This is a genomic window from Bacillus sp. 01N42_2 (genome assembly GCF_056399565.1).
In genome coordinates this window covers 612158-631149 of sequence record NZ_JBFTRO010000002.1, presented here as the reverse complement: position 1 = coordinate 631149, position 18992 = coordinate 612158, and the positions used below count along the sequence as shown (strand labels likewise).

The following is an 18992-nucleotide window of genomic DNA, read 5'->3' as shown; positions in this document are numbered from 1 at the left end:
CGTATCTTGAAGGAAACTGCCTTGTAAATGTTTAAGATGTTCTGACAAGCGGAAGGGTGCAGCAGCGGAAGGAACCGCCTGATTTAATAATTTCGGAAAACTCGGTTTCAATGACTTTATATCCTCTTTTTCTGAGCTCGCGGTTCGTATGACGGTGCTGGGGCAGGCTGATAATTGTCTGATTCCCGATAGACAGGATATTCGGGCCGAGCGTAAATTGCTCTTCTTCAGGCACTTCTATCAGCTCAAAACGTTCGGCGAGAAGATCAATTTCTTTTTGCCCCAAGCCATTTTTGCAGTATAGCGCCTCCGTTTCCGAGATCATATTAAATACACAGTCCAAATGTAAGAAATCCTCCTTGAGAGGGATCGGCACAACGGTCATCTCCGGCAGCGCTTCCTGCAGCTCCCGGACAGCCGTTTTATCCGTGCGCTCGCTCAGCCCGGCATAAACGGTGCCGTCTGCGATCATGACGTCGCCGCCTTCAATGTTCGCTTTTCTGAGCCGCGTATAAGGGATGTTCTCCTCGTCAAGCAGGTTTTGAAAGACTTTTTCTTCTCCCTGTCTGACTGAAGCCGCCATGCTTGAAATAAACGCCGTCTCTCCTAAGACAAATCCGATATCCCGGGTGAATACCTGCTCAGGCAAACCGGGATCGGCGGGAAGCAGGACGACTTCAATCTGATGGGATTTTAAAATGTCAATAAATGCATCATGCTGTTTGAGGGCGGCGGGGATGTCAATATTTTCTTGTTTGAAATGTTTTTGTGTTCCGTTAATAATATCTTTGATGGCCATGTGTTCCGGCCGGCATAAGATAACGGTCTTCAAAGCATCATATTCACTTCGGCATGCCGGTTTCTGTGTGAATTTGGGAATGGATACGTCCATGTGACAGCCTCCTATCAGTAATCAATGTGCGTTTATTATTCCCGGATGCGATGAATAATGAAACATTTCTGATAGAATATCTAACCAACTTAACATTTAAAATTTTAGACAAAATGGTCAAATTATTGTTTAATAAGGTACAGATGCAGTACGACCAGACACAAAGGGGAGTTTAAATCATATGAATTTGCCAGAATCAAGGTTTTGCAAAGAAACAAGGGTTGTCAAGACAAGCAGGGTTTTTCCGCTCGATACGAATAATCACAATACACTGTTTGGCGGAAAGCTGATGAGCTACATAGATGACATCGCCTCAATTTCCGCGGCCCGCCACTGCCGATGTGAAACAGTCACGGCCTCAATGGACTCTGTAGATTTTTTGCGCCCGATCGGCCAACAGGATTCCGTATGTCTTGAATCCTACGTCACATGGGTCGGCACATCGTCTATGGAGGTGTTTGTCAAAGTCATTAAAGAGCATCTGATGACGGGTGAACGCGAGCTTGCGGCAACGTCGTTTCTGACATTCGTCGCGCTCGATTCAAACGGGAAATCGGTGCCCGTTCCGCGGATCGTGCCTGAAACCGAGGAAGAAATCATGCTTCACAAGACGGCCGTTCAGCGCGCCGGAGAACGAAAAAACCGCTTAAAACACAGCAAGGCCCTGGCTGAGGCGCTCGGAACAGATAAGCCTTGGTAATCAATCGCCAAACCGCTTTTTTTTAAAAGCGGTTTTTTTACGCTGAAAAAGGACTTTTCCCGCCGGATCCATAATCTATTACAGGGAAAGGAGCGTGGCGTGTATGATGAAACATAAATCTTCCGGCACCATCCTGACAACCGGGCGTATCCGCCTGCGGACCATGCGGGATGACGATGAAGAAAATTTGTACGGGCTGTTTACCGACAAAGAGGTCATGAAATATTATCCTTCTCTTAAAAGCAGGCGTGAAACAAAGGAATGGATTGCCTGGAACAAACGGCTGGCCAAAGGATACGGCGTCAGTCTTTGGATCGCAGAGGATAAAGAGACGGGCGCATTTCTCGGTCAATGCGGAATCGTTCCGCAGACGGTAAACGGAAACACATTGATGGAAATCGGCTATATGGTTGCCCGCAGCTGCTGGGGATGCGGTTATGCGACAGAGGCTGCGAAAGCCTGTCTGAAGTATGGTTTTCAAACGAAACAATACGGACGCATCGCGGCGCTGATTGACCCGGATAATCTTGCTTCCGTCCGCGTCGCGGAAAAAATCGGCATGGTGCCGGGCGAGACCGTTAACAAATGGGAAAGGCAGCTGACGGTTTTTGATATTACATCTGACATTGAACGTTTCAGCGAAGTGTAGTATGATACGAACAGACATGTTTTCTAGGGTTCCGCATGTTCATACATGGCCTGGTCCGAGAGAAAACACATATGCGGACATATTCCCGCATATGCACACGGAGGGAAAAAAGCCCGGGAGAGTCAATCTCATGTGAGACGACTATCCGGGCTTTTTTGTATTGTCCGGAACAAGAAAGGGTGAAGAACATGAAATGGGGTTTAGTGGTCATAGCCGCCGTATTTGAAGTGGTATGGGTCACCGGACTGAAACATGCTGATTCGGCACTGGCGTGGAGCGCCACGATTACAGGAATCATCATCAGTTTTTATCTATTAATCAAGGCGACAGACAGCCTGCCCGTAGGAACGGTATATGCGGTCTTTACCGGGCTCGGAACAGCCGGCACCGTGCTCAGTGAAATTCTGCTTTTCAAAGAGCAGGCCGATCCGGTGAAAATCGTGCTGATCGGCGTTTTGCTGATCGGTGTTATCGGATTAAAGCTGGTGACGCAGGATAAGCCTGAGACGAAGGAGGAGAAGGCGTAATGCATTGGATCAGCCTGATAGCCGCGGGCCTTTGTGAAATGCTCGGGGTCATTTTGATGAATCAATTTCAAAAAGAAAAGAAAGTCAAATGGATTCTTTTCATTATCGCAGGCTTTGCGGCTTCTTTTTCCTTGCTTTCTTATGCGATGGAGACGATTGCGATGGGAACGGCCTATGCGATCTGGACCGGTATCGGCACGGCGGGCGGCGCTTTAGCCGGCATTCTTTTCTACGGCGAGCAGAAGGATGCGAAGCGCATCTTTTTCATTGCGCTTATTTTGTGCGCAGCCGCAGGGCTGAAAATTCTTTCGTAAATTGATTTTTATCAAATTTTCAGTATAATCTATAATAAGTTACGAATTATGAAGATACGAGGGATTAAAGCATATGAATTCATATATGACACAGCGGCTGAAAGAATACCGCGACGGGAATGAGGAAAAAGGGCGCCTGCTTGTCAGCTGCCCCGATCAGCCGGGAATTGTATCGGCTGTGTCCGCGTTTTTGTTTGACCACGGCGCGAATATTATTGAATCAAATCAATATACGACTGACCCTGAAGGCGGACGGTTTTTTCTCAGGATTGAATTCGACTGCAAGGGCATTCGTGAGAAAAAAGAGGATTTAAAGCAGGCGTTCGCTTCAATCGCCCAGACATTCGGCATGACATGGAGCCTCTCTCTGGCAAGTGAGCTGAAGCGCGTGGCGATCTTTGTATCCAAAGAGCTGCACTGCCTTCATGAACTCATTTGGGAGTGGCAAAGCGGCAATATGATGGCCGAAATTGCGGTCGTCATCAGCAACCATGAAGAGGCGAAAGAAGTGGTCGAGCCGCTGAATATTCCGTTCCATTACATGAAAGCTAACAAAGACATCCGCGCCGAAGTGGAGCGGCGCCAGCTTGAGCTGCTGGAGCGATATGAAATTGATGTGATCGTTCTTGCCCGCTACATGCAGATTTTGACGTCTGATTTTGTATCTGCCCATCCGAATCGGATTATTAATATCCACCATTCATTCCTGCCGGCCTTTATCGGCGCTAATCCGTATAAACGGGCTTATGAGCGCGGAGTGAAATTAATCGGGGCGACATCTCACTATGTGACGGACGATCTTGACGAAGGCCCGATTATTGAACAGGATATAGAACGCGTCGATCACAGAGACCACGCGGAGGATCTGAAGAATATCGGCAGAACCATTGAGCGCAGCGTGTTGGCGAGAGCCGTAAAATGGCACTTGGAAGACCGTGTCATCGTTCACGGAAACAAAACGATCGTATTTAATTGATAGCGGCCCGCCGGGGAGGCGGGCTGTTTTTATGGATAAAAATGTCTTGACAAGAACCTTTTTTCTTTGCATAATATAAAAAAATCATTGAGCGTTGAAGAGGATCAGTACGCAGAAATTTCTGTGACAGAGAGCAAAATGGCCCGCTGAAACATTTTGCCGCAAGAAACCTGCCGAACCTGCCTTGGAGTCCTGAGGGGAAAACTCAGGCGCGATAACCTGGCGTTACAGGAAAGCGGGACGCGTGCAAAACGCGTTCAAACAAGGTGGTACCACGGAAAGCCCATTTCGTCCTTATTTTTCAGGACGGAATGGGCTTTTTTTATTGAAGAAAGCCGGTTTGGATTGATTGCCACGGAGGAGAAACGATGAAAAAGCAAAGAATTGTTGTGAAAATCGGGAGCAGCTCGCTCACCAACAGTAACGGAAGCATTGATGAAACCAAAATCAAAGAGCATACGGAAGCCATTTCATTATTAAAAGAAGACGGGCATGAAGTCATTCTCATTACCTCAGGCGCTGTGGCCGCGGGTTTTTCCGCTCTCGGCTATCCGTCGCGCCCCGTTACGATAAAAGGAAAGCAGGCGGCTGCCGCGGTCGGCCAGACGCTTTTAATGCAGCAATACATGGACCATTTAAAAAGATACGGACTGACGCCGGCGCAAATTTTATTAACAAGAAATGATTTCTCAAAAAGAGAGCGGTACAGAAATGCGTACGCTACGGTAATGGAGCTGCTGGAGCGGGGAGTCGTGCCGATTATCAATGAAAATGATTCCACATCTGTTGAAGAGCTGACGTTCGGTGATAACGACATGCTGTCGGCGCTTGTGAGCGGTTTGATTCATGCAGACCAATTAGTGATTCTCACAGACATTAACGGCCTGTACGATGCCAATCCGAATGAAAACCCGGACGCAAAGCGGTTTGACTATCTGAATGACATCACACCTGAATTGCTCGGGTATGCCGGATCAACAGGCTCAAAGGTCGGCACCGGCGGCATGAAGTCAAAACTTCTCGCCGCCCAGACCGCATTGTCGCTCGGAGTGAAGGTGTTTATCGGCACCGGCTCCGGGCGGGAAAAACTGAGGGTGATTTTAGACGGAAAAGGTGACGGCACATATATCGGCGATAAAGAGCTGTCCTCAGTGAATAATACACGGCAATGGATCATGTTTCATTCTCCGATATCAGGGGAAATCATCATTGATGGGGGAGCGGAGCAGGCGATGATCCATAACGGGTCAAGTCTGCTCCCGGCCGGTGTCGCCGGTGTCTGCGGCAGTTTTCCGAAAGGGGCTGTGGTGGAAGTCAGAGGGCCCGGCGGCATCATCGGAAAAGGCCAGACGCTTTACTCATCCGATGAGATTTTAGAAGCTAAAGGGAAGCGGAGCGATCAGCTTCCGGGCACGAAGCAGGTGGAAGTGATTCACAGAGATGATTGGGTGAATTTATTTGACGAGGGGGAAAACAAATGAGTGAAGTATTGCAAAAAGCAGCCTTGGCAAAAGAAGCCGCTGCCGAAATGGTCATGAAAACGACGGCTGAGAAAAACGAAGCGCTCCAATGTATCGCAGACGGACTCAGAAATGAACGGCAGCTGATTTTAACAGAGAATCAGAAAGACATTGAAGCAGGACAGAAAAGAGGATTGACCCCTGACATTATTGACAGGCTGACTCTTGATGAAAAACGCCTGCTCGATATCGCGGACGCTGTGGAACTGTTAATCGGTCTTGAAGATCCCGTCGGTGAATCATTGGAGACCATTCAAAAAGAGAATGGATTATTCATTGAAAAAATCCGCGTGCCCCTCGGAGTAGTGGGCATGATCTATGAAGCCAGACCGAACGTTACCGTAGATGCTGCCACACTCTGCCTGAAAACCGGAAACGCGGTTGTCCTCAGAGGAAGTTCTTCAGCCATCCACAGCAACATAGCGCTTGTCAGTGTGATGAAACGCGCACTCGGGCTGTCAAAGCTTCCGATTGATGCCATTCAGCTCATAGAAGATACAAGCAAAGAAACCGCGAAACAGCTCTTTACATTAAATGACGGTCTGGATGTATTGATCCCGCGCGGCGGCAAAAATTTAATTGATCTTGTGGTCAGGGAATCCACCGTACCCGTGTTAGAAACCGGAGCGGGAAACTGCCACGTGTACATAGATGAGTCAGCAGATCCAGATATGGCAAGCGAAGTCGTCATCAACGCCAAAACACAGCGTCCTTCCGTCTGCAATGCGATTGAATCTCTTTTGATTCATGAAAAATGGGCGGAAGAACACGGGCGAAAACTGCTGCGTCAGCTGACAGAAAAAGGGGTGGAGCTTCGCGGAGATCAGGTGATTTGCGGACTGGAGCCTGCAGCGAAACAAGCCGAAGAGGCCGATTGGGGAGCGGAATACCTGGCGCCGATTCTCAGTGTAAAAACGGTGCAGGACGTACAGGAGGCGGTCCGCCATATTCAGCAGTACGGCACAAACCATTCAGAAGCCATTCTGACGGAAAACGGCGAGCATGCCGCATACTTCCAGACGGCCGTAGACGCCGCTACCGTGTATCATAATGCTTCAACCCGGTTTACAGACGGTTTTGAATTCGGATACGGAGCCGAAATCGGCATCAGCACGCAAAAGCTTCACGCAAGAGGGCCGATGGGGCTTCCGGCGTTAACATCTACAAAAATCATCATCAAAGGAAACGGACAAATCCGAGTATAGTCTCTTAAGCTTATCCTGAAAAAAGGGTAGGCTTTTTTTTATACAGAAAGATTGACGATTCACTATATATTGTGTAAAATTTAATTGTACAAAATATAAAAGAGGTGAATTCACATGACAAAACCATTATTTACAGCAACAGTATCAGCCGCCGGCGGACGGGAGGGAAAAGTCACGTCTTCTGACGGTGTGCTGAATCTTGATGTTGCCATGCCGGGAACGCCAAGAGCGAAACGTCTCGAACACGCCACAAACCCTGAACAGCTGTTTGCTGCAGGGTACTCAGCCTGCTTTGACAGCGCCCTTCAGCTCGTAGCGAGAAAAGAGCGCCTGAGTATTGAAACAGAGGTCACTGCGCATGTCAGTCTGCTGAAAGATGAAGCAGATCAAGGATATAAACTCGGCGTTACGCTTGAGGTTAAAGCATCCGGCATTGAGAAACAGGAGCTGGAAGCACTTATCCAAAAAGCGCACGGTGTCTGCCCGTATTCAAAAGCGACGGCGGGAAATATAGAAGTAAAGCTTCTGGCAGCAGAATAAAAATAAGGATGCCCATTCGGGGCATCCTTATTTTTCGCCGTGCAGCGTTCTTAAAACCTCATAAAGCGACTGCTTTACCTGCTTTAATTCCTCTTTTGACAGTCCCGTCTGTTCCAGCATGGCAATGGGAATATCCGCCGCCGTTTTCTGCATAGCCCATCCTTCATCTGTCAGCCTGATCGTCACGGAGCGCTCATCTTCAGGCGACCGCCTTCTTATAATGATTCCGCGCTGCTCCATCCGTTTCAGCATCGGTGTCAGCGTTCCTGAATCCAGGTGCAAAAGCTCACCCATCCGTTTTACATTCAGTTCTTCATGCTCCCATAATAAAAGAAGCGCCAAATATTGCGGATAGGTCACATTGAGCTTATCAAGCAGCGGCTTGTACCGTTTCGTCATTTCCCTTGAGCTTGCATACAGCAAAAAGCAAAGCTGATTCTCCAGTTTCATATGTTCAAATTCTTTTTCTGCCATAACTTCTTCACCAACTCTTTGTTTGTTAACGTTACCCCTATTGTAGCCGAAAAACGGCCCATTTCCTATTCTAATATGTTTAAAAATATGAGCATGGGTAATATAAACAATAAGTACAATGAGGAGGCTGATAATTATGGCATTATTTACTGCAAAAGCGACCGCAGTCGGCGGACGGTCAGGACATATTAAATCCGAAGACGGAGTGCTGGATTTTGACATCATCATGCCGAATGCAAAAAAAGACGGAGAAACGGGCACAAACCCTGAACAGCTTTTTGCGGCAGGATATGCTGCCTGCTTCGGGGGAGCGCTTGAGCTCGCTGCCAAAAAACAGAATATCGACCTGACTTCTGAAATTGAAGGGCAGGTCAGCCTTTTAAAAGATGAGAGTGACGGGGGATACAAAATTGGCGTAACGCTCGTCATTGATACAAAAGACCTTGATAAAGAAACGGCGGAGAAGCTTGTACAGGCCGCTCACGAGTTCTGCCCGTATTCAAAAGCAACAAGAGGAAATGTTGACGTCAAACTTGAACTCAAATAAATAAATGAACGAATATCCCGGATATATAAGATCCGGGATATTTTATTAACGAAAACATCAGTAATGAACTCTTCTCTCCCGGAATAAGAATACGATATAGCACTTTTGCATAATGACACCAAGAGAAACGAGGGAGAAATCGATGTCTCTTCCAAATATCCCGAACATCACCCCCGACATTACACTCTCCAAATGTGAGACTTTGAACTTCCTTCTTTCATCTGTGGCTATGGAAGAAATCGGGCTATCCCATATTCTGCAGGCGGAAGCAGATCGAATTCAAACGTTTCTCGGCGCTTCCGGCGATCCTTCTCTGGGGGAATTGTCAGCAATCAATCGAAGCACCGAACGGCTTCTGCGCACAGTCATGAAATCCCAGCTCCTTTTGCAGACAAAGCTTGAGGACATTATCTACTTACAGGATTCTGAAGCCTGCATGGATCCTGATGACCGAAGCGATCCGAGTGACCCGGACGATCCTGATGACCCGTGGGACCCAGATGAACCCTGCGATCGTGATGATCCTGATGACTCGTGGGACCCAGATGAACCTTGCGATCGTGATGATCCTGATGACCCGTGCGACAATCCAAGCGACTCATGTGATCCGCGCTTTCCGAATCCTCCGCCCGAAGATCCGTGCGACGGTCTGTTTTACGGCCGCATTGGCTGCTGTGAGTGCGGGGACTGTGAGGAATGCGAATGGAGGAGAAAAGGCGGGGAGCGTTCATAAAGGAAGAGATGGGTGAAGCATATGCCGTATCCAAGCCTCTCAAAAGCGAAACAGACATCTTTTGAAGCGATGCATTGTCTCACAATTGCGCTGTTACATATATTGGCTGTGACCGTTGATAAAAGAAAGGATTCAAATTACAAAGAAGAAATCAGGCTGTTTTCCGCATTGTGCCGCTGGCAGGCGGAAACAGGCGGGCGGCTGTTTTTAATGATCAGCATGGAAAGAGAGCAGAAGCGGATGTATGAGCGGCACTTTCATGAAATGAAGACAGTGACGGAACGAACGAAAAAATTCATTTCTGAAAGCCCGCCAGAATTCCGGACGCATCCCATTACGAAACGGGCGGTCAGGCAGCTTCGGGAATGGGATCCGGAATCATCTGCCGAACCTGCCGTCAGATGGGTGCGGCCTGTTTTCGTAACGATGAACGGCACTCCTGAGAAGCCTTGGTTCAATCAACAACTCCAAAAGCGGGAAAGGTGAGAACATGAGCGGAAATGCTGAATGTAAACTGACGCTTTGCATGATTGTAAAAAACGAGGAGAGATATATCTCCCGGTGTTTATCAAGTGTACAAGATATTGTGGACGAGATCGTCATTGTAGACACCGGGTCACAAGATAATACAAAAGATATCTGCAAAAGCTTTCAGGCCAGAGTGTTTGATTTAGAATGGGAGAATGATTTCGCCAAGGCGAGAAATTACGGCCTGCAGCATGCCGATGGGGATTGGATTTTAATGCTTGACGCGGATGAAGAGCTCGATCAGGAGAGCGGCCGCTTTATCACTTCGCTGCTTCATGATGAATTACCGAGCCGGGGTCTTTTAAAAATCATCAATTACACGGGGAAGCAGCTGGATGAAAATGAAGCGTTTGAAAGCATGCAGCCGAGACTGTTCCGCAATCATGAAGGCCTTCTGTACCAAGGGAGAATTCACGAAAATATTACCTCTTCCAATGAGGAAGAAAACAATACTTTTTTTACGCTTCCTTGTGTGATTCATCACTACGGTTATTTGGAGCAGGAAGAAAAGATCAAACAAAAACATAAACGGAATATCAGCATTTTAAATGAAGAGCTTTCAGAAGAAAATCCGGATCCGTGGCTTATTTATCATTTGGCAAGCGAATGCTGCAGAATAAAAGACTATGAAAAAGCATTACATCTTGTCAACGGATCAATTTTTCAATTTTTAAGTGAAAAACGAATGCCCCCGTCTCTCTTGTATCATTTAAAATATACAATATTGCTTGAACTCAAACGGTATGAAGAAGCGGAGCAAGGGATTGAAAAGGTGCTCAGGCTTTATCCTGATTACAGCAATCTTCATTATTATAAGGGCCTTATATTATATCATTTGGGAAAGTACAGAGCGGCTATCAAAGCATTTGAAAACGGAACGAAGATTGAAGAAGAAAATGCTGGCCACTTAAAATTAAAAGGTGCCGGCGATTTCAGAGCTTTTTATCATATGGCGAAATGCCATGCTGCATTAAACCATGATATGACGGCTGTCGCTTACGCCAAAAAATCCGTGAAATCTAATCCTCAATTTAAACCTGCACAAGAACTTCTGACACAATTAAAAAAGGATCAGCGGACAAACGCCTGATCCTTTTTTTTGTTCCTGTTAAGATAATCGAATAATGTTCAACGCCGCACCGGCACTTCCCCCAAGCAATGCCGCCTCACCTAATAATCCGAACAGCTGAAGCTGGATGGTGCTGCCTGCTGACAAATTCACAATGAAGGAGTTGTTGAAGTTTGCCAATGACACGGCAGGTGCAATAATTGAACTTGCAGGCGGGGTGCCGTTAATCAGGACCCGTGAACTTACAAGCTGGCCCGCTGCTAAATTAATCTGGTAGGAGATATAGTACCGTCCTGCCGGCGCAACGGTAAACACAGTATTAGCAGCATTAGCCGTAATATCTGCGGAAAGGTTTTGATCATTCGGCAAGGAAATGGCTGTGCCGCTGATAACAACAGCGACAACACCGCCGTCCGTATTACTTGCAAATCCGGAAGTCGCCGTTAAACTTGTTCCGGTGACACCCGCAGCGCCGGTGGCTCCAGTGATACCCGTGCCTCCGGTCGATCCGGTGGCTCCGGCAGCACCAGTGATGCCTGTGGGCCCGGTCGGTCCAGTCGGCCCCGCCAGTGAAGGAACATTTGTGATACTGTCCAATTTTGAACCGAGAAGAAGTTCCTGTTTTATTAAGTTGTCAAGCGTATGACGGACGCTCTCATTCAAGTTCAAAATATCCGCAAGACTTGACGGCGGCCCTGTTAATCCTGGAATCGTTCCGAGCGCATATTGGATTTTTTCTCCTTCTGCATCCAGAATATGGGCCATTCCCAGCTCTTCCATCGCAATTGATGAAAGAAGAAGGTCAATGGTATCGTCTCTGGAATGGATCACGACAGGGGTGATGTTAGGTACATTAGGCTGTGACACAATGTCCCTCCTTATGTGTTGACAGAAAATGTCTTCATTACGTATAAAGTCCCCGAAAAAAAGCGTAAAGCAGTACTGTATCAATATATTCACTTATGCTGTCCATTTTTCTGAATGAATGACCTTAATTACTCAATTGCGTTCACGAAAAATAAACCTGCGTTGTAAGCAGGTTATTCTGGATTAATATACTTTTTTGCGGGCGGAAGTTTTCCAGGCGTCAAAGGGCGCGGTATGATCGGAGAAGCTGAGATGATAAAAAGGAATTGATCTCTCCGTCCGCTGTTTCTTGATTTCATCATATATGAAGGTGTCATCGAAGCCTGCGTCAGAGGCATCTGAGTGGCTGGATGCGTAATATACCGCTTTTGGCCTCGCCCAATAAATGGCGCCTAAACACATAGGGCAAGGTTCACAGCTTGTGTAAATCACACAATCATCAAGCTGATATGTTTGAAGCGTCCGGCACGCATTCCGGATCGCCGTTACTTCAGCATGGGCTGTCGGATCGTTGCAGGATGTCACATTGTTCTGCCCTTCGGCGACAATGACGCCGTTTTTAACGATGACGCAGCCAAAAGGCCCTCCGCCTTCATCCACGCTCTCAACTCCCAGCGTGACCGCCCGCTTTAAAAATGAAGTGTGCTGATTCATTTCAAATCCCCCTCGGTTGATCGAATACTTTAACTATAGCGGAAGATACATCGCAAAACAGTGGCAAATCGGTCAAAATAACAGCTGGAAATGGGATCATATATATAAAGAAAGCTTTGTCTATATATCTTGTGCATGTCCTGCAAAAACTCTCTTTTTCATTTCCAGTTTTCTGTATAAAAGGGCAAGAAGCATAGAGGGGATCGTACAAACAACCATTCCGATAAAGGCATACCGGGGTTCAATTTCATATAAAAAACCTCCGAAAATAGTAAATACCGCAGTGCTCCAGCTGAGCGCAAGCGCTGAATATATGCCTTGGGCTTTCGGGACTTGCGCAGGGGAAATATGTTTAATTAAGTATTTCATAAATGCATAGTGTCCCATCGCGAATGAACAGGCATGCAGCGTCTGCGCGAGGCAGAAAATGATGACATGCGGAAAGGCAAAGACGAGTACCCAGCGTACGGTAGCACCAAGCGCCGCCAAAGCAAGCAAAGCGCCAGCCGTAAATTGATGAAAGCATCGGTCAGCGATTGCAAAGAAAATGATCTCCGCAATAACGGCGATGTTGATGATGATTCCGATTGCATATGCGGGTGCATGGATTTCCTGCAAAAAGAGATAACCGTAATTGTAGTAAGACGCATGTGCCGCCTGCAGCAAGATAACGATTGCGAGCACCAGACCGAAATGTTTGATGCGGAATAAGGCAAGCATGCCCTCTTTTTTTGTACAATCTGTTTCCGGCCGTTTTGAAAGAACAGCGGGCGCATGCATAAAGCTGAGGCATACGAATATCAGAGTGCCCAAAAGCAGTGCCCATAAAATCACTTGATCTCCAAATATACCTGTAAAGACGGACAGGATGACGCCGGCTGAAACAAATCCGGCCGACCCCCACTGCCGGCTGGTCCCGTAATCTCTTAATTCATTATGCTGTACCAAAACGCCGCAAGCGCTGTCCAAAGCAGGCATCAAAGCCGGATAAAACACATGCAGCCCTAATGTGACAAGAAGCAGGCTTAGAAAAGAGTCAGCCGGAATATAACATAAAAGCGCAAGAAGCGTACCGATTCTGGCTCCATTCAATATGGCTCTGCTGCTGAATTTTCCGGATAAATAAGGAAAGAAAAGCAATGTGGAAATTCCTCTTGCCGCCAGACCTAAGCTCATAATGAAACTGGCTTCGGATACAGAAACCCCTTTTATATGAACCATCCATCCCGTCCAATAGGGCAGAAAAATCCCCCATGTCATAAAAAAGCTAAAAAAATGCAGACTCATCCAGCGATATGCGTTCATTGCCGTTCCTCCTTTTCATTGGCATGTTATCATGTAAAACGTAAAGATAATATGAGATATCTCATATATTTCGGGGTGGACGATGGAAATTTATAAAGGTGAGAAAAAACGGCATCATATAGAAAAACACTCAATCGCGCATTTATTTTCTTTTCCCGCTGAAGAGTATATGGAAGTGCGGGAATATCAGCGGGATGAATGGATTATTCAAGAGGGCATGAGGCCGGACTTCCTGTTTTACGTGATTGAAGGAAAAGCGAAAATATATGTAACCCATCAAAACGGAAAAGTATCGTTAATTAATTTTATCAACAAAAATGATTACATTGGAGAGATGGAACTATTACATGAAGTATATTACACAAAAGGCATTCAGGCCTCAGCGAAGACTGTGTGTTTCGCTCTGCCGATTTGCCGCTGCCGCGCGCAATTGCTGCAGGATGCGAATTTTCTGCGTGAATTGGCTAAGTTTTTAAGTGATAAAGCAACGCTTATGGCTTCAAAGTATTCACAAAGTCTGGCGTTCCCGGTTGAAAACCGGCTTGCTGATTTCATTTTGCAGACGGCTTATGAAGGATTTTATAAAGAGAAGCACGTAACGGTTTGTGATTATTTAGGTGTATCTTACCGTCATCTCTTGCATGTGCTGACGCAATTCTGCCAAAAAGGGTATTTGCAGAAAGAAGGGCGGGGCTATCAAATTAAGCAGCATGATTCACTAAGTGAACTTGCAGAGGCGCTGAAGAATAAGTAGCAAACCCAAAAAAACAGCCATCCGCACATTAGGGATGGCTGTTTCTTTATTATACAAGCTGAGCTTGTTTTTTTCGCGCCTGTTTCGCAGCGTCGACCATATTTTTTAATGCCGCAACGGTTTCTTCCTGCTGTCTTGTTTTCAGCCCGCAATCCGGGTTTACCCAGAAACGGTCTGTCGGACACACTTCAAGCGCATCATCGATAATTTGATAGATTTCTTCAGTAGCCGGCACGCGCGGGCTGTGAATGTCGTATACACCGAGTCCGAGGCCTTTCACGTAAGGATGATCTTTCAGATATTCTAAAAATCCTCCGTGGCTTCGGCTGTGTTCGATTGTGATGACATCAGCGTCAAGGTCATTGATCGTATCGACAATATCTTCAAAGTTGCTGTAACACATATGCGTATGAATCTGCGTCTCATTTTTCACAGAAGACGTCGTTAATCGGAAAGCTTCTGCGGCCCAAGTTAAATATTCATCCCAATCCTGCGTTTTTAACGGCAGTCCTTCGCGGAGCGCGGGTTCATCCACTTGGATAATCTGAATACCGGCATCTTCAAGCGCTTTTACTTCTTTTCTGAGGGCAAGCCCGATCTGGAAGGCGATTTCTTTTCTTGAAATATCCACGCGCGGGAATGACCAGTTTAAAATGGTGACAGGTCCCGTCAGCATGCCTTTCATGTGCTTTTCTGTCAGCGATTGGGCATAGACCGTATCTTTTACCGTCATCGGTTCGATAAATTCGACATCTCCGAAAATGACAGGCGGACGTACGCAGCGTGAACCGTAAGACTGCACCCATGCATATTTCGTAAAGGCGAACCCGGCCAGTTTTTCACCGAAGTATTCGACCATGTCCGTCCGTTCAAATTCTCCGTGAACGAGCACGTCTAAGCCGATTTCTTCCTGAATCTCAACCCAGCGCTTCGTTTCCGCATTAATAAACGCTTGATACTGTTCATCCGTCCAATCTTTTTTCCGCCATTTTTGCCGTGCGCTCCGCACTTCTGCAGATTGAGGGAAGCTTCCGATCGTCGTTGTCGGCAGAAGGGGAAGACCGAGTGATTCATTTTGCAGCGCCAATCGTTCTTCAAAGCTTGCAGGGCGGGAGAAATCTTTTTCTGTCAGCTGATTCAATTCTTCTTTTTGAGCTGAGTTCGCCCCTGTCGCGAATGCTTTCAAAGCTTTAAGTGCCGCTTTTGACTCTTCGATCTGCTCACTGACAGCCGCTTTGCCGGACAGAAGCCCTTCTTTTAAGACGCCGAGTTCCGCCAGTTTTTCTTTAGCGTATGACAGGCCGTTCAGCAAATCCTTTTCAAGATGCTCGTCAGGGTGTTTCGCCACCGGCACGTGCAGAAGGCTGCTTGAAGGCTGAATCCATAACTCCTCAACATCAGCGTGGCTGAGGATATCCAAAGCCGCATCAAGGCGTTCTTCAACATCGATTTTCCAAATGTTTCGGCCGTCGATCACACCGGCTGCCAGCACTTTATCTTTCGGGAAGCCGTGCTTTTTCAATTGCTCAAGGTTTCTGCCTTTATCATGCACGAAATCAAGCCCGATTCCTTGTACAGGATACGAAACGAGTTCTTCATATGCATCAACCGAATCAAAGTATGTCTGCAGGAGGACATTCAGCCCTGAAAGCTCTTTTGCAATAGATTCATAGAGTTCTTTTGCGGCGCGGACATCTTCAGCAGAGGCTGTCACAAGGGCTGGCTCATCAATCTGAACCCATTTGACGCCTTCAGCTTCAAGCTCTTTCAGCAGCTGCACATAAAGAGGAACAAGGCGCTTTTGAATCGCTTTCGCCTCTGATTCTTCGTATCCTTTCGCAAGCGTGACGAATGTATACGGACCGACAATGACAGGTTTCGTTTCCGCTCCGAATTCTTCTTTGATCCGGCGGTAGTCGTCAAGCTGTTTGTTTCTCGTCAGACGGAATTCAATGCTTTCGTCATATTCAGGAACGATGTAATGGTAGTTGGTGTTGAACCATTTTGTCATTTCACTGGAAACGGCGTCTTTAACACCGCGGGCAATCGCGAAATATGTATCAACGGGATCCGTGATGCTGCGGAATCTTTCCGGAATCCAGTTAAAGCTGACGGCGGTATCAAGCACATGATCATAATGAGTAAAATCAGAGACCGGCACGATATCGATATGTTGGTCAAGCTGCGTTTTGACAGCCGATAAGAATAAACCGTCAAGCTCTTTAAGAAACGTTTCTTTATCAGTGTTTCCTTTCCAATAAGCCTCAAGTGCTTTTTTCCATTCTCTGTTCAAGCCGATTCTCGGAAAACCGAGATTTGAAGTTTTGATTGTAGTCATTAAGTCTCCTCCTTTAAGTGAGATGTAACAAAAAAGCCTCTTTCTCATGAGAGAAAGAGGCTTTAACATCAAAATTTAAGCCTCTCTTATCTCTCAGATCACGTCTGATGGAATTAGCACCGTGCCTTAGGAGACTATCGTCTCGGCGCAAAAATCACGCGCCCCATTTCACAATGGAATTACGGTCGGTTGCTGTTGGGGTCAAAAGGCCAATCCCTCGCCCAACTCTCGATAAGAGAAAATATTTCAATTTTTTTGAAAAGTTACATCATTTGTTGGTTATCTTATCAGCTTATTCAGATCACTGTCAATAGAAAATCTCACATTTTAAAAATTGGTGATTTTGACAAGCGGATCAATCATTATATGAGAAAAATATCAGAAAGACAGCAGCTGTGCCTGTTCGGCTCTTTCCATGAGCACATCAGGCGCGTCTAAATACAGAAACCCGTTCCCGGCCAATGTTTTGGAGATGTTCAAAGGAAGAGTACGCCGCACAAGCTGGGCATAAATTTCGGCTTCAGAAAGCGTCCGCTGAAACGAGTCCTGTTCAAGCCCTTTTATTAAGGCCAGCGCTCCGCTCACGTGCGGGGCGGCCATTGAAGTGCCCGTCAGCTTCCCGTATTTATGGTTGGGAAGGGTGGAGAGAATGTTTTCTCCGGGCGCCACGAGGTCAATTTCTTTATTTGCGTTTGAAAATTCTGACGATTTACGGGCGATTGAGACTGATCCGACGGCGATCACTTCGTTGTAAGCGGCCGGATACGACAGTTCTTCTGTCCGCTCGTCTCCGTCACCTTCATTTCCTGCTGCGCAAACGACCAGTACACCGCTTTTTACCGCATTTGAGACGGCTTCTTTCAGTTCAGGCACATCGTTCGGTCCGCCGAGTGACATGGAAATAATGTCCGCCTTTTGTTCAACGGCGTAGTTGATGCCGTTAATGATCCATTCGTATTTGCCGCTGCCGTTTTGACCGCCGAGAACTTTAACGATTAAAAGGCTCGCTTCCGGCGCAACACCTGAAATTCCGCCGTTTGAATCATTGGCGGCAATCGTTCCGGAAACATGTGTCCCGTGGCCGTTGTAATCGGAAATCGCGTCTTCTTTGCCTTCGTCATCATCGGTGAAGTTTTTTCCGCCGATAACCCGGTCTTTCAAATCAGGATGATTAATGTCGCAGCCTGTATCAAGCACCGCGATTTTAATATCCTTTCCTTTAAACCCTTTTGCCCACAATTCTGGCGCCTTAATCACTTTAATACCCTCAGGAAGCTCGTTCACATCCATGATCTGCTCATCCGTGACATAAGGAATCAACCGCATTTCACCATTCATAAAAAAGCCCTCCTTTTTTATGCTTGCGAGTGGATTCAAGGGTGTTGCTACTATTTTATGGCAGATTATGCCGTTCGGAAAGAGTCATTTGAAGCATTTTCATAAAAAAGGCGCAATCTATTGCACTAAATAATTTCAAATAATTGGATGGTTCAACGGCTTTTATTTTGATTCGGCACCAGCTGACGCTATAATTGGAAATGGGAAAGGAGAAGAGGTATGAAGATAAGTGAAGCATTGTACGACTATTTTTCCGAACGGGTGGATCAAATTGCGAAAGAATGGATTGAAACGATGGAAGATTCGGATCCGAATTCGATTTACTCTTTGACAAATCCCGTCATCATAGAAGAGCTGATGGAGCAAGATAAAGAATTTTACCGGCATATTAATAAAATGTATATCATGCCGGAAAAAGAATTTTTAGAAGAGTTCGAGCGATGGGTGATTGAGCTTGCGAAAGACCAGAAGCATCTGGATACCCCGGTCCAGTATGTGGTCCGTGAATTCATGAGAAACCGGAGACTGTACATCAGTTATTATGATGCGTTTGCCGATAAACATGAATCTTCGTTTGCCGAGGGAGAAAGGAAGAGATGGGAGAATTTAATCGTTCAAGTATTTGATTTTACGATTTACACCTTTGTCGATCACGCCGAATATAATTCGAAAATGCAGCTGAATGCGCAAAGAGAAATGATTTTAGAATTAAGCTCGCCGGTTATTACGCTGAGCAATCGGACGGGGCTTCTGCCGCTTGTCGGCAATATTGACACGGAACGCGCCAAATACATTCTTGAAAATACGCTGAGTACATGTGCAAACCGGCTGATTGAGCATCTGTTAATCGACTTGTCGGGCGTAGTGGTTGTCGATACAATGGTGGCGCACCAGATTTTTAAATTAATTGAAGCGCTGAACCTGATCGGCGTTTCGTCCACTTTATCCGGGATCAGGCCGGAAATTGCCCAAACCGCCGTACAGCTCGGCATTAATTTCTCGGATATTACGGTTAAATCCAACCTCGCCCAGGCTCTCAATTATCATCAGTAACATACATAT

Annotated in this window: 21 protein-coding genes, 2 riboswitches and 1 other annotated feature; of the genes, 14 read left to right on the top strand and 7 right to left on the bottom strand. The window is 46.5% G+C overall.

What is annotated here, in order from left to right:
• Positions 1–31: 31 nt before the first annotated feature.
• Positions 32–892, bottom strand: coding sequence for a dimethylarginine dimethylaminohydrolase family protein (locus AC1DN5_RS06865; protein ID WP_099744345.1), 861 nt, complete (start codon positions 890–892; stop codon positions 32–34).
• A 181-nt stretch (positions 893–1073) separates the two neighbouring features.
• On the opposite strand from AC1DN5_RS06865, the gene AC1DN5_RS06860 reads away from it, so the two are divergent.
• The 8 genes from AC1DN5_RS06860 to AC1DN5_RS06825 all read left to right on the top strand — a co-directional run bounded on the left by AC1DN5_RS06860 (position 1074) and on the right by AC1DN5_RS06825 (position 7323).
• Positions 1074–1592, top strand: coding sequence for an acyl-CoA thioesterase (locus AC1DN5_RS06860; protein ID WP_366969492.1), 519 nt, complete (start codon positions 1074–1076; stop codon positions 1590–1592).
• Between the two features lie 103 nt (positions 1593–1695).
• Positions 1696–2241: a GNAT family N-acetyltransferase gene (locus AC1DN5_RS06855; RefSeq protein WP_045925692.1), complete on the top strand. Its 546-nt coding sequence runs from the start codon at positions 1696–1698 to the stop codon at positions 2239–2241.
• Positions 2242–2253: 12 nt separating this feature from the next.
• A riboswitch (guanidine-I (ykkC/yxkD leader) is annotated at positions 2254–2363 on the top strand.
• 66 nt (positions 2364–2429) lie between these two features.
• On the top strand, positions 2430–2768 hold the full coding sequence (locus AC1DN5_RS06850; RefSeq protein ID WP_029575216.1) for a DMT family transporter: 339 nt from the start codon (positions 2430–2432) through the stop codon (positions 2766–2768).
• Positions 2768–3082, top strand: a complete 315-nt coding sequence (locus AC1DN5_RS06845; RefSeq protein ID WP_016936404.1) for a DMT family transporter — start codon at positions 2768–2770, stop codon at positions 3080–3082. The genes AC1DN5_RS06850 and AC1DN5_RS06845 overlap by 1 nt, the downstream gene beginning before the upstream one ends.
• A 73-nt stretch (positions 3083–3155) precedes the next feature.
• Positions 3156–4058 (top strand): formyltetrahydrofolate deformylase, encoded by a 903-nt coding sequence (gene purU / locus AC1DN5_RS06840; protein ID WP_016936403.1) that lies wholly within the window; start codon positions 3156–3158, stop codon positions 4056–4058.
• Between the two features lie 85 nt (positions 4059–4143).
• Positions 4144–4357 (top strand) — a binding site (T-box leader).
• A gap of 69 nt (positions 4358–4426) precedes the next feature.
• Complete coding sequence (gene proB / locus AC1DN5_RS06835; protein WP_366969491.1) at positions 4427–5539, top strand: glutamate 5-kinase; 1113 nt, start codon at positions 4427–4429, stop codon at positions 5537–5539.
• Positions 5536–6783 (top strand): glutamate-5-semialdehyde dehydrogenase, encoded by a 1248-nt coding sequence (gene proA, locus AC1DN5_RS06830; RefSeq protein ID WP_366969490.1) that lies wholly within the window; start codon positions 5536–5538, stop codon positions 6781–6783. The genes proB and proA overlap by 4 nt, the downstream gene beginning before the upstream one ends.
• A 114-nt stretch (positions 6784–6897) precedes the next feature.
• A complete protein-coding gene (locus AC1DN5_RS06825; RefSeq protein WP_049628340.1) occupies positions 6898–7323 on the top strand; it encodes an organic hydroperoxide resistance protein in 426 nt (141 codons plus the stop codon).
• A 27-nt stretch (positions 7324–7350) separates the two neighbouring features.
• Here the strand turns inward: AC1DN5_RS06825 and AC1DN5_RS06820 are convergent, their stop codons facing one another.
• Positions 7351–7797: a MarR family winged helix-turn-helix transcriptional regulator gene (locus tag AC1DN5_RS06820; protein ID WP_045925688.1), complete on the bottom strand. Its 447-nt coding sequence runs from the start codon at positions 7795–7797 to the stop codon at positions 7351–7353.
• A 136-nt stretch (positions 7798–7933) separates the two neighbouring features.
• Between AC1DN5_RS06820 and ohrB the strand changes: the two genes are divergently transcribed.
• The 4 genes from ohrB to AC1DN5_RS06800 all read left to right on the top strand — a co-directional run bounded on the left by ohrB (position 7934) and on the right by AC1DN5_RS06800 (position 10695).
• Positions 7934–8344: an organic hydroperoxide resistance protein OhrB gene (gene ohrB / locus AC1DN5_RS06815; protein ID WP_045925687.1), complete on the top strand. Its 411-nt coding sequence runs from the start codon at positions 7934–7936 to the stop codon at positions 8342–8344.
• 142 nt (positions 8345–8486) lie between these two features.
• Positions 8487–9077 carry an alpha-helical endospore appendage domain-containing protein gene (locus AC1DN5_RS06810; protein WP_366969488.1) on the top strand — a complete coding sequence of 197 codons (591 nt, stop codon included), beginning with the start codon at positions 8487–8489 and terminating at the stop codon, positions 9075–9077.
• 21 nt (positions 9078–9098) lie between these two features.
• The gene (locus AC1DN5_RS06805; protein WP_316100906.1) at positions 9099–9563 is read left to right on the top strand and encodes a hypothetical protein; all 465 of its coding nucleotides are present in this window, start codon (positions 9099–9101) and stop codon (positions 9561–9563) included.
• 4 nt (positions 9564–9567) lie between these two features.
• The gene (locus AC1DN5_RS06800; protein ID WP_366969487.1) at positions 9568–10695 is read left to right on the top strand and encodes a glycosyltransferase; all 1128 of its coding nucleotides are present in this window, start codon (positions 9568–9570) and stop codon (positions 10693–10695) included.
• Positions 10696–10713: 18 nt separating this feature from the next.
• Here AC1DN5_RS06800 and AC1DN5_RS06795 read toward each other — a convergent pair whose 3' ends face one another.
• The 3 genes from AC1DN5_RS06795 to AC1DN5_RS06785 form a co-directional block, all read right to left on the bottom strand.
• Positions 10714–11541, bottom strand: a complete 828-nt coding sequence (locus tag AC1DN5_RS06795) for a BclA C-terminal domain-containing protein (RefSeq protein WP_366969486.1) — start codon at positions 11539–11541, stop codon at positions 10714–10716.
• Between the two features lie 183 nt (positions 11542–11724).
• Positions 11725–12195: a nucleoside deaminase gene (locus tag AC1DN5_RS06790; protein ID WP_045925683.1), complete on the bottom strand. Its 471-nt coding sequence runs from the start codon at positions 12193–12195 to the stop codon at positions 11725–11727.
• A 120-nt stretch (positions 12196–12315) separates the two neighbouring features.
• A complete protein-coding gene (locus tag AC1DN5_RS06785) occupies positions 12316–13500 on the bottom strand; it encodes an MFS transporter (protein ID WP_366969485.1) in 1185 nt (394 codons plus the stop codon).
• 82 nt (positions 13501–13582) lie between these two features.
• Here AC1DN5_RS06785 and yeiL point away from each other — a divergent pair, with 82 nt between their 5' ends.
• Positions 13583–14254 carry a transcriptional regulator YeiL gene (yeiL, locus tag AC1DN5_RS06780; protein ID WP_047475357.1) on the top strand — a complete coding sequence of 224 codons (672 nt, stop codon included), beginning with the start codon at positions 13583–13585 and terminating at the stop codon, positions 14252–14254.
• A 49-nt stretch (positions 14255–14303) separates the two neighbouring features.
• Here yeiL and metE read toward each other — a convergent pair whose 3' ends face one another.
• Both metE and AC1DN5_RS06770 read right to left on the bottom strand, forming a co-directional pair.
• Positions 14304–16592 (bottom strand): 5-methyltetrahydropteroyltriglutamate--homocysteine S-methyltransferase, encoded by a 2289-nt coding sequence (gene metE, locus AC1DN5_RS06775; RefSeq protein WP_366969484.1) that lies wholly within the window; start codon positions 16590–16592, stop codon positions 14304–14306.
• Positions 16593–16675: 83 nt separating this feature from the next.
• A riboswitch (SAM riboswitch) is annotated at positions 16676–16830 on the bottom strand.
• A gap of 140 nt (positions 16831–16970) precedes the next feature.
• Positions 16971–17930 carry a S8 family peptidase gene (locus AC1DN5_RS06770; RefSeq protein ID WP_016936389.1) on the bottom strand — a complete coding sequence of 320 codons (960 nt, stop codon included), beginning with the start codon at positions 17928–17930 and terminating at the stop codon, positions 16971–16973.
• 219 nt (positions 17931–18149) lie between these two features.
• On the opposite strand from AC1DN5_RS06770, the gene AC1DN5_RS06765 reads away from it, so the two are divergent.
• Entirely contained in the window at positions 18150–18983 is an 834-nt protein-coding gene (locus AC1DN5_RS06765) for an STAS domain-containing protein (RefSeq protein ID WP_016936388.1), read from the top strand.
• Positions 18984–18992: the final 9 nt, after the last annotated feature.

Coding starts and splice junctions, on each gene's coding strand:
- AC1DN5_RS06820 (WP_045925688.1), bottom strand. CDS start 7,797: ATGGCAGAAAAAGAATTTGAACATATGAAACTGGAGAATCAGCTTTGC.
- ohrB (WP_045925687.1), top strand. CDS start 7,934: ATGGCATTATTTACTGCAAAAGCGACCGCAGTCGGCGGACGGTCAGGA.
- AC1DN5_RS06845 (WP_016936404.1), top strand. CDS start 2,768: ATGCATTGGATCAGCCTGATAGCCGCGGGCCTTTGTGAAATGCTCGGG.
- AC1DN5_RS06825 (WP_049628340.1), top strand. CDS start 6,898: ATGACAAAACCATTATTTACAGCAACAGTATCAGCCGCCGGCGGACGG.
- AC1DN5_RS06850 (WP_029575216.1), top strand. CDS start 2,430: ATGAAATGGGGTTTAGTGGTCATAGCCGCCGTATTTGAAGTGGTATGG.
- AC1DN5_RS06790 (WP_045925683.1), bottom strand. CDS start 12,195: ATGAATCAGCACACTTCATTTTTAAAGCGGGCGGTCACGCTGGGAGTT.
- AC1DN5_RS06765 (WP_016936388.1), top strand. CDS start 18,150: ATGAAGATAAGTGAAGCATTGTACGACTATTTTTCCGAACGGGTGGAT.
- purU (WP_016936403.1), top strand. CDS start 3,156: ATGAATTCATATATGACACAGCGGCTGAAAGAATACCGCGACGGGAAT.
- proA (WP_366969490.1), top strand. CDS start 5,536: ATGAGTGAAGTATTGCAAAAAGCAGCCTTGGCAAAAGAAGCCGCTGCC.
- AC1DN5_RS06865 (WP_099744345.1), bottom strand. CDS start 892: ATGGACGTATCCATTCCCAAATTCACACAGAAACCGGCATGCCGAAGT.
- metE (WP_366969484.1), bottom strand. CDS start 16,592: ATGACTACAATCAAAACTTCAAATCTCGGTTTTCCGAGAATCGGCTTG.
- AC1DN5_RS06785 (WP_366969485.1), bottom strand. CDS start 13,500: ATGAACGCATATCGCTGGATGAGTCTGCATTTTTTTAGCTTTTTTATG.
- yeiL (WP_047475357.1), top strand. CDS start 13,583: ATGGAAATTTATAAAGGTGAGAAAAAACGGCATCATATAGAAAAACAC.
- AC1DN5_RS06860 (WP_366969492.1), top strand. CDS start 1,074: ATGAATTTGCCAGAATCAAGGTTTTGCAAAGAAACAAGGGTTGTCAAG.
- AC1DN5_RS06800 (WP_366969487.1), top strand. CDS start 9,568: ATGAGCGGAAATGCTGAATGTAAACTGACGCTTTGCATGATTGTAAAA.
- AC1DN5_RS06805 (WP_316100906.1), top strand. CDS start 9,099: ATGCCGTATCCAAGCCTCTCAAAAGCGAAACAGACATCTTTTGAAGCG.
- AC1DN5_RS06810 (WP_366969488.1), top strand. CDS start 8,487: ATGTCTCTTCCAAATATCCCGAACATCACCCCCGACATTACACTCTCC.
- AC1DN5_RS06770 (WP_016936389.1), bottom strand. CDS start 17,930: ATGAATGGTGAAATGCGGTTGATTCCTTATGTCACGGATGAGCAGATC.
- proB (WP_366969491.1), top strand. CDS start 4,427: ATGAAAAAGCAAAGAATTGTTGTGAAAATCGGGAGCAGCTCGCTCACC.
- AC1DN5_RS06855 (WP_045925692.1), top strand. CDS start 1,696: ATGATGAAACATAAATCTTCCGGCACCATCCTGACAACCGGGCGTATC.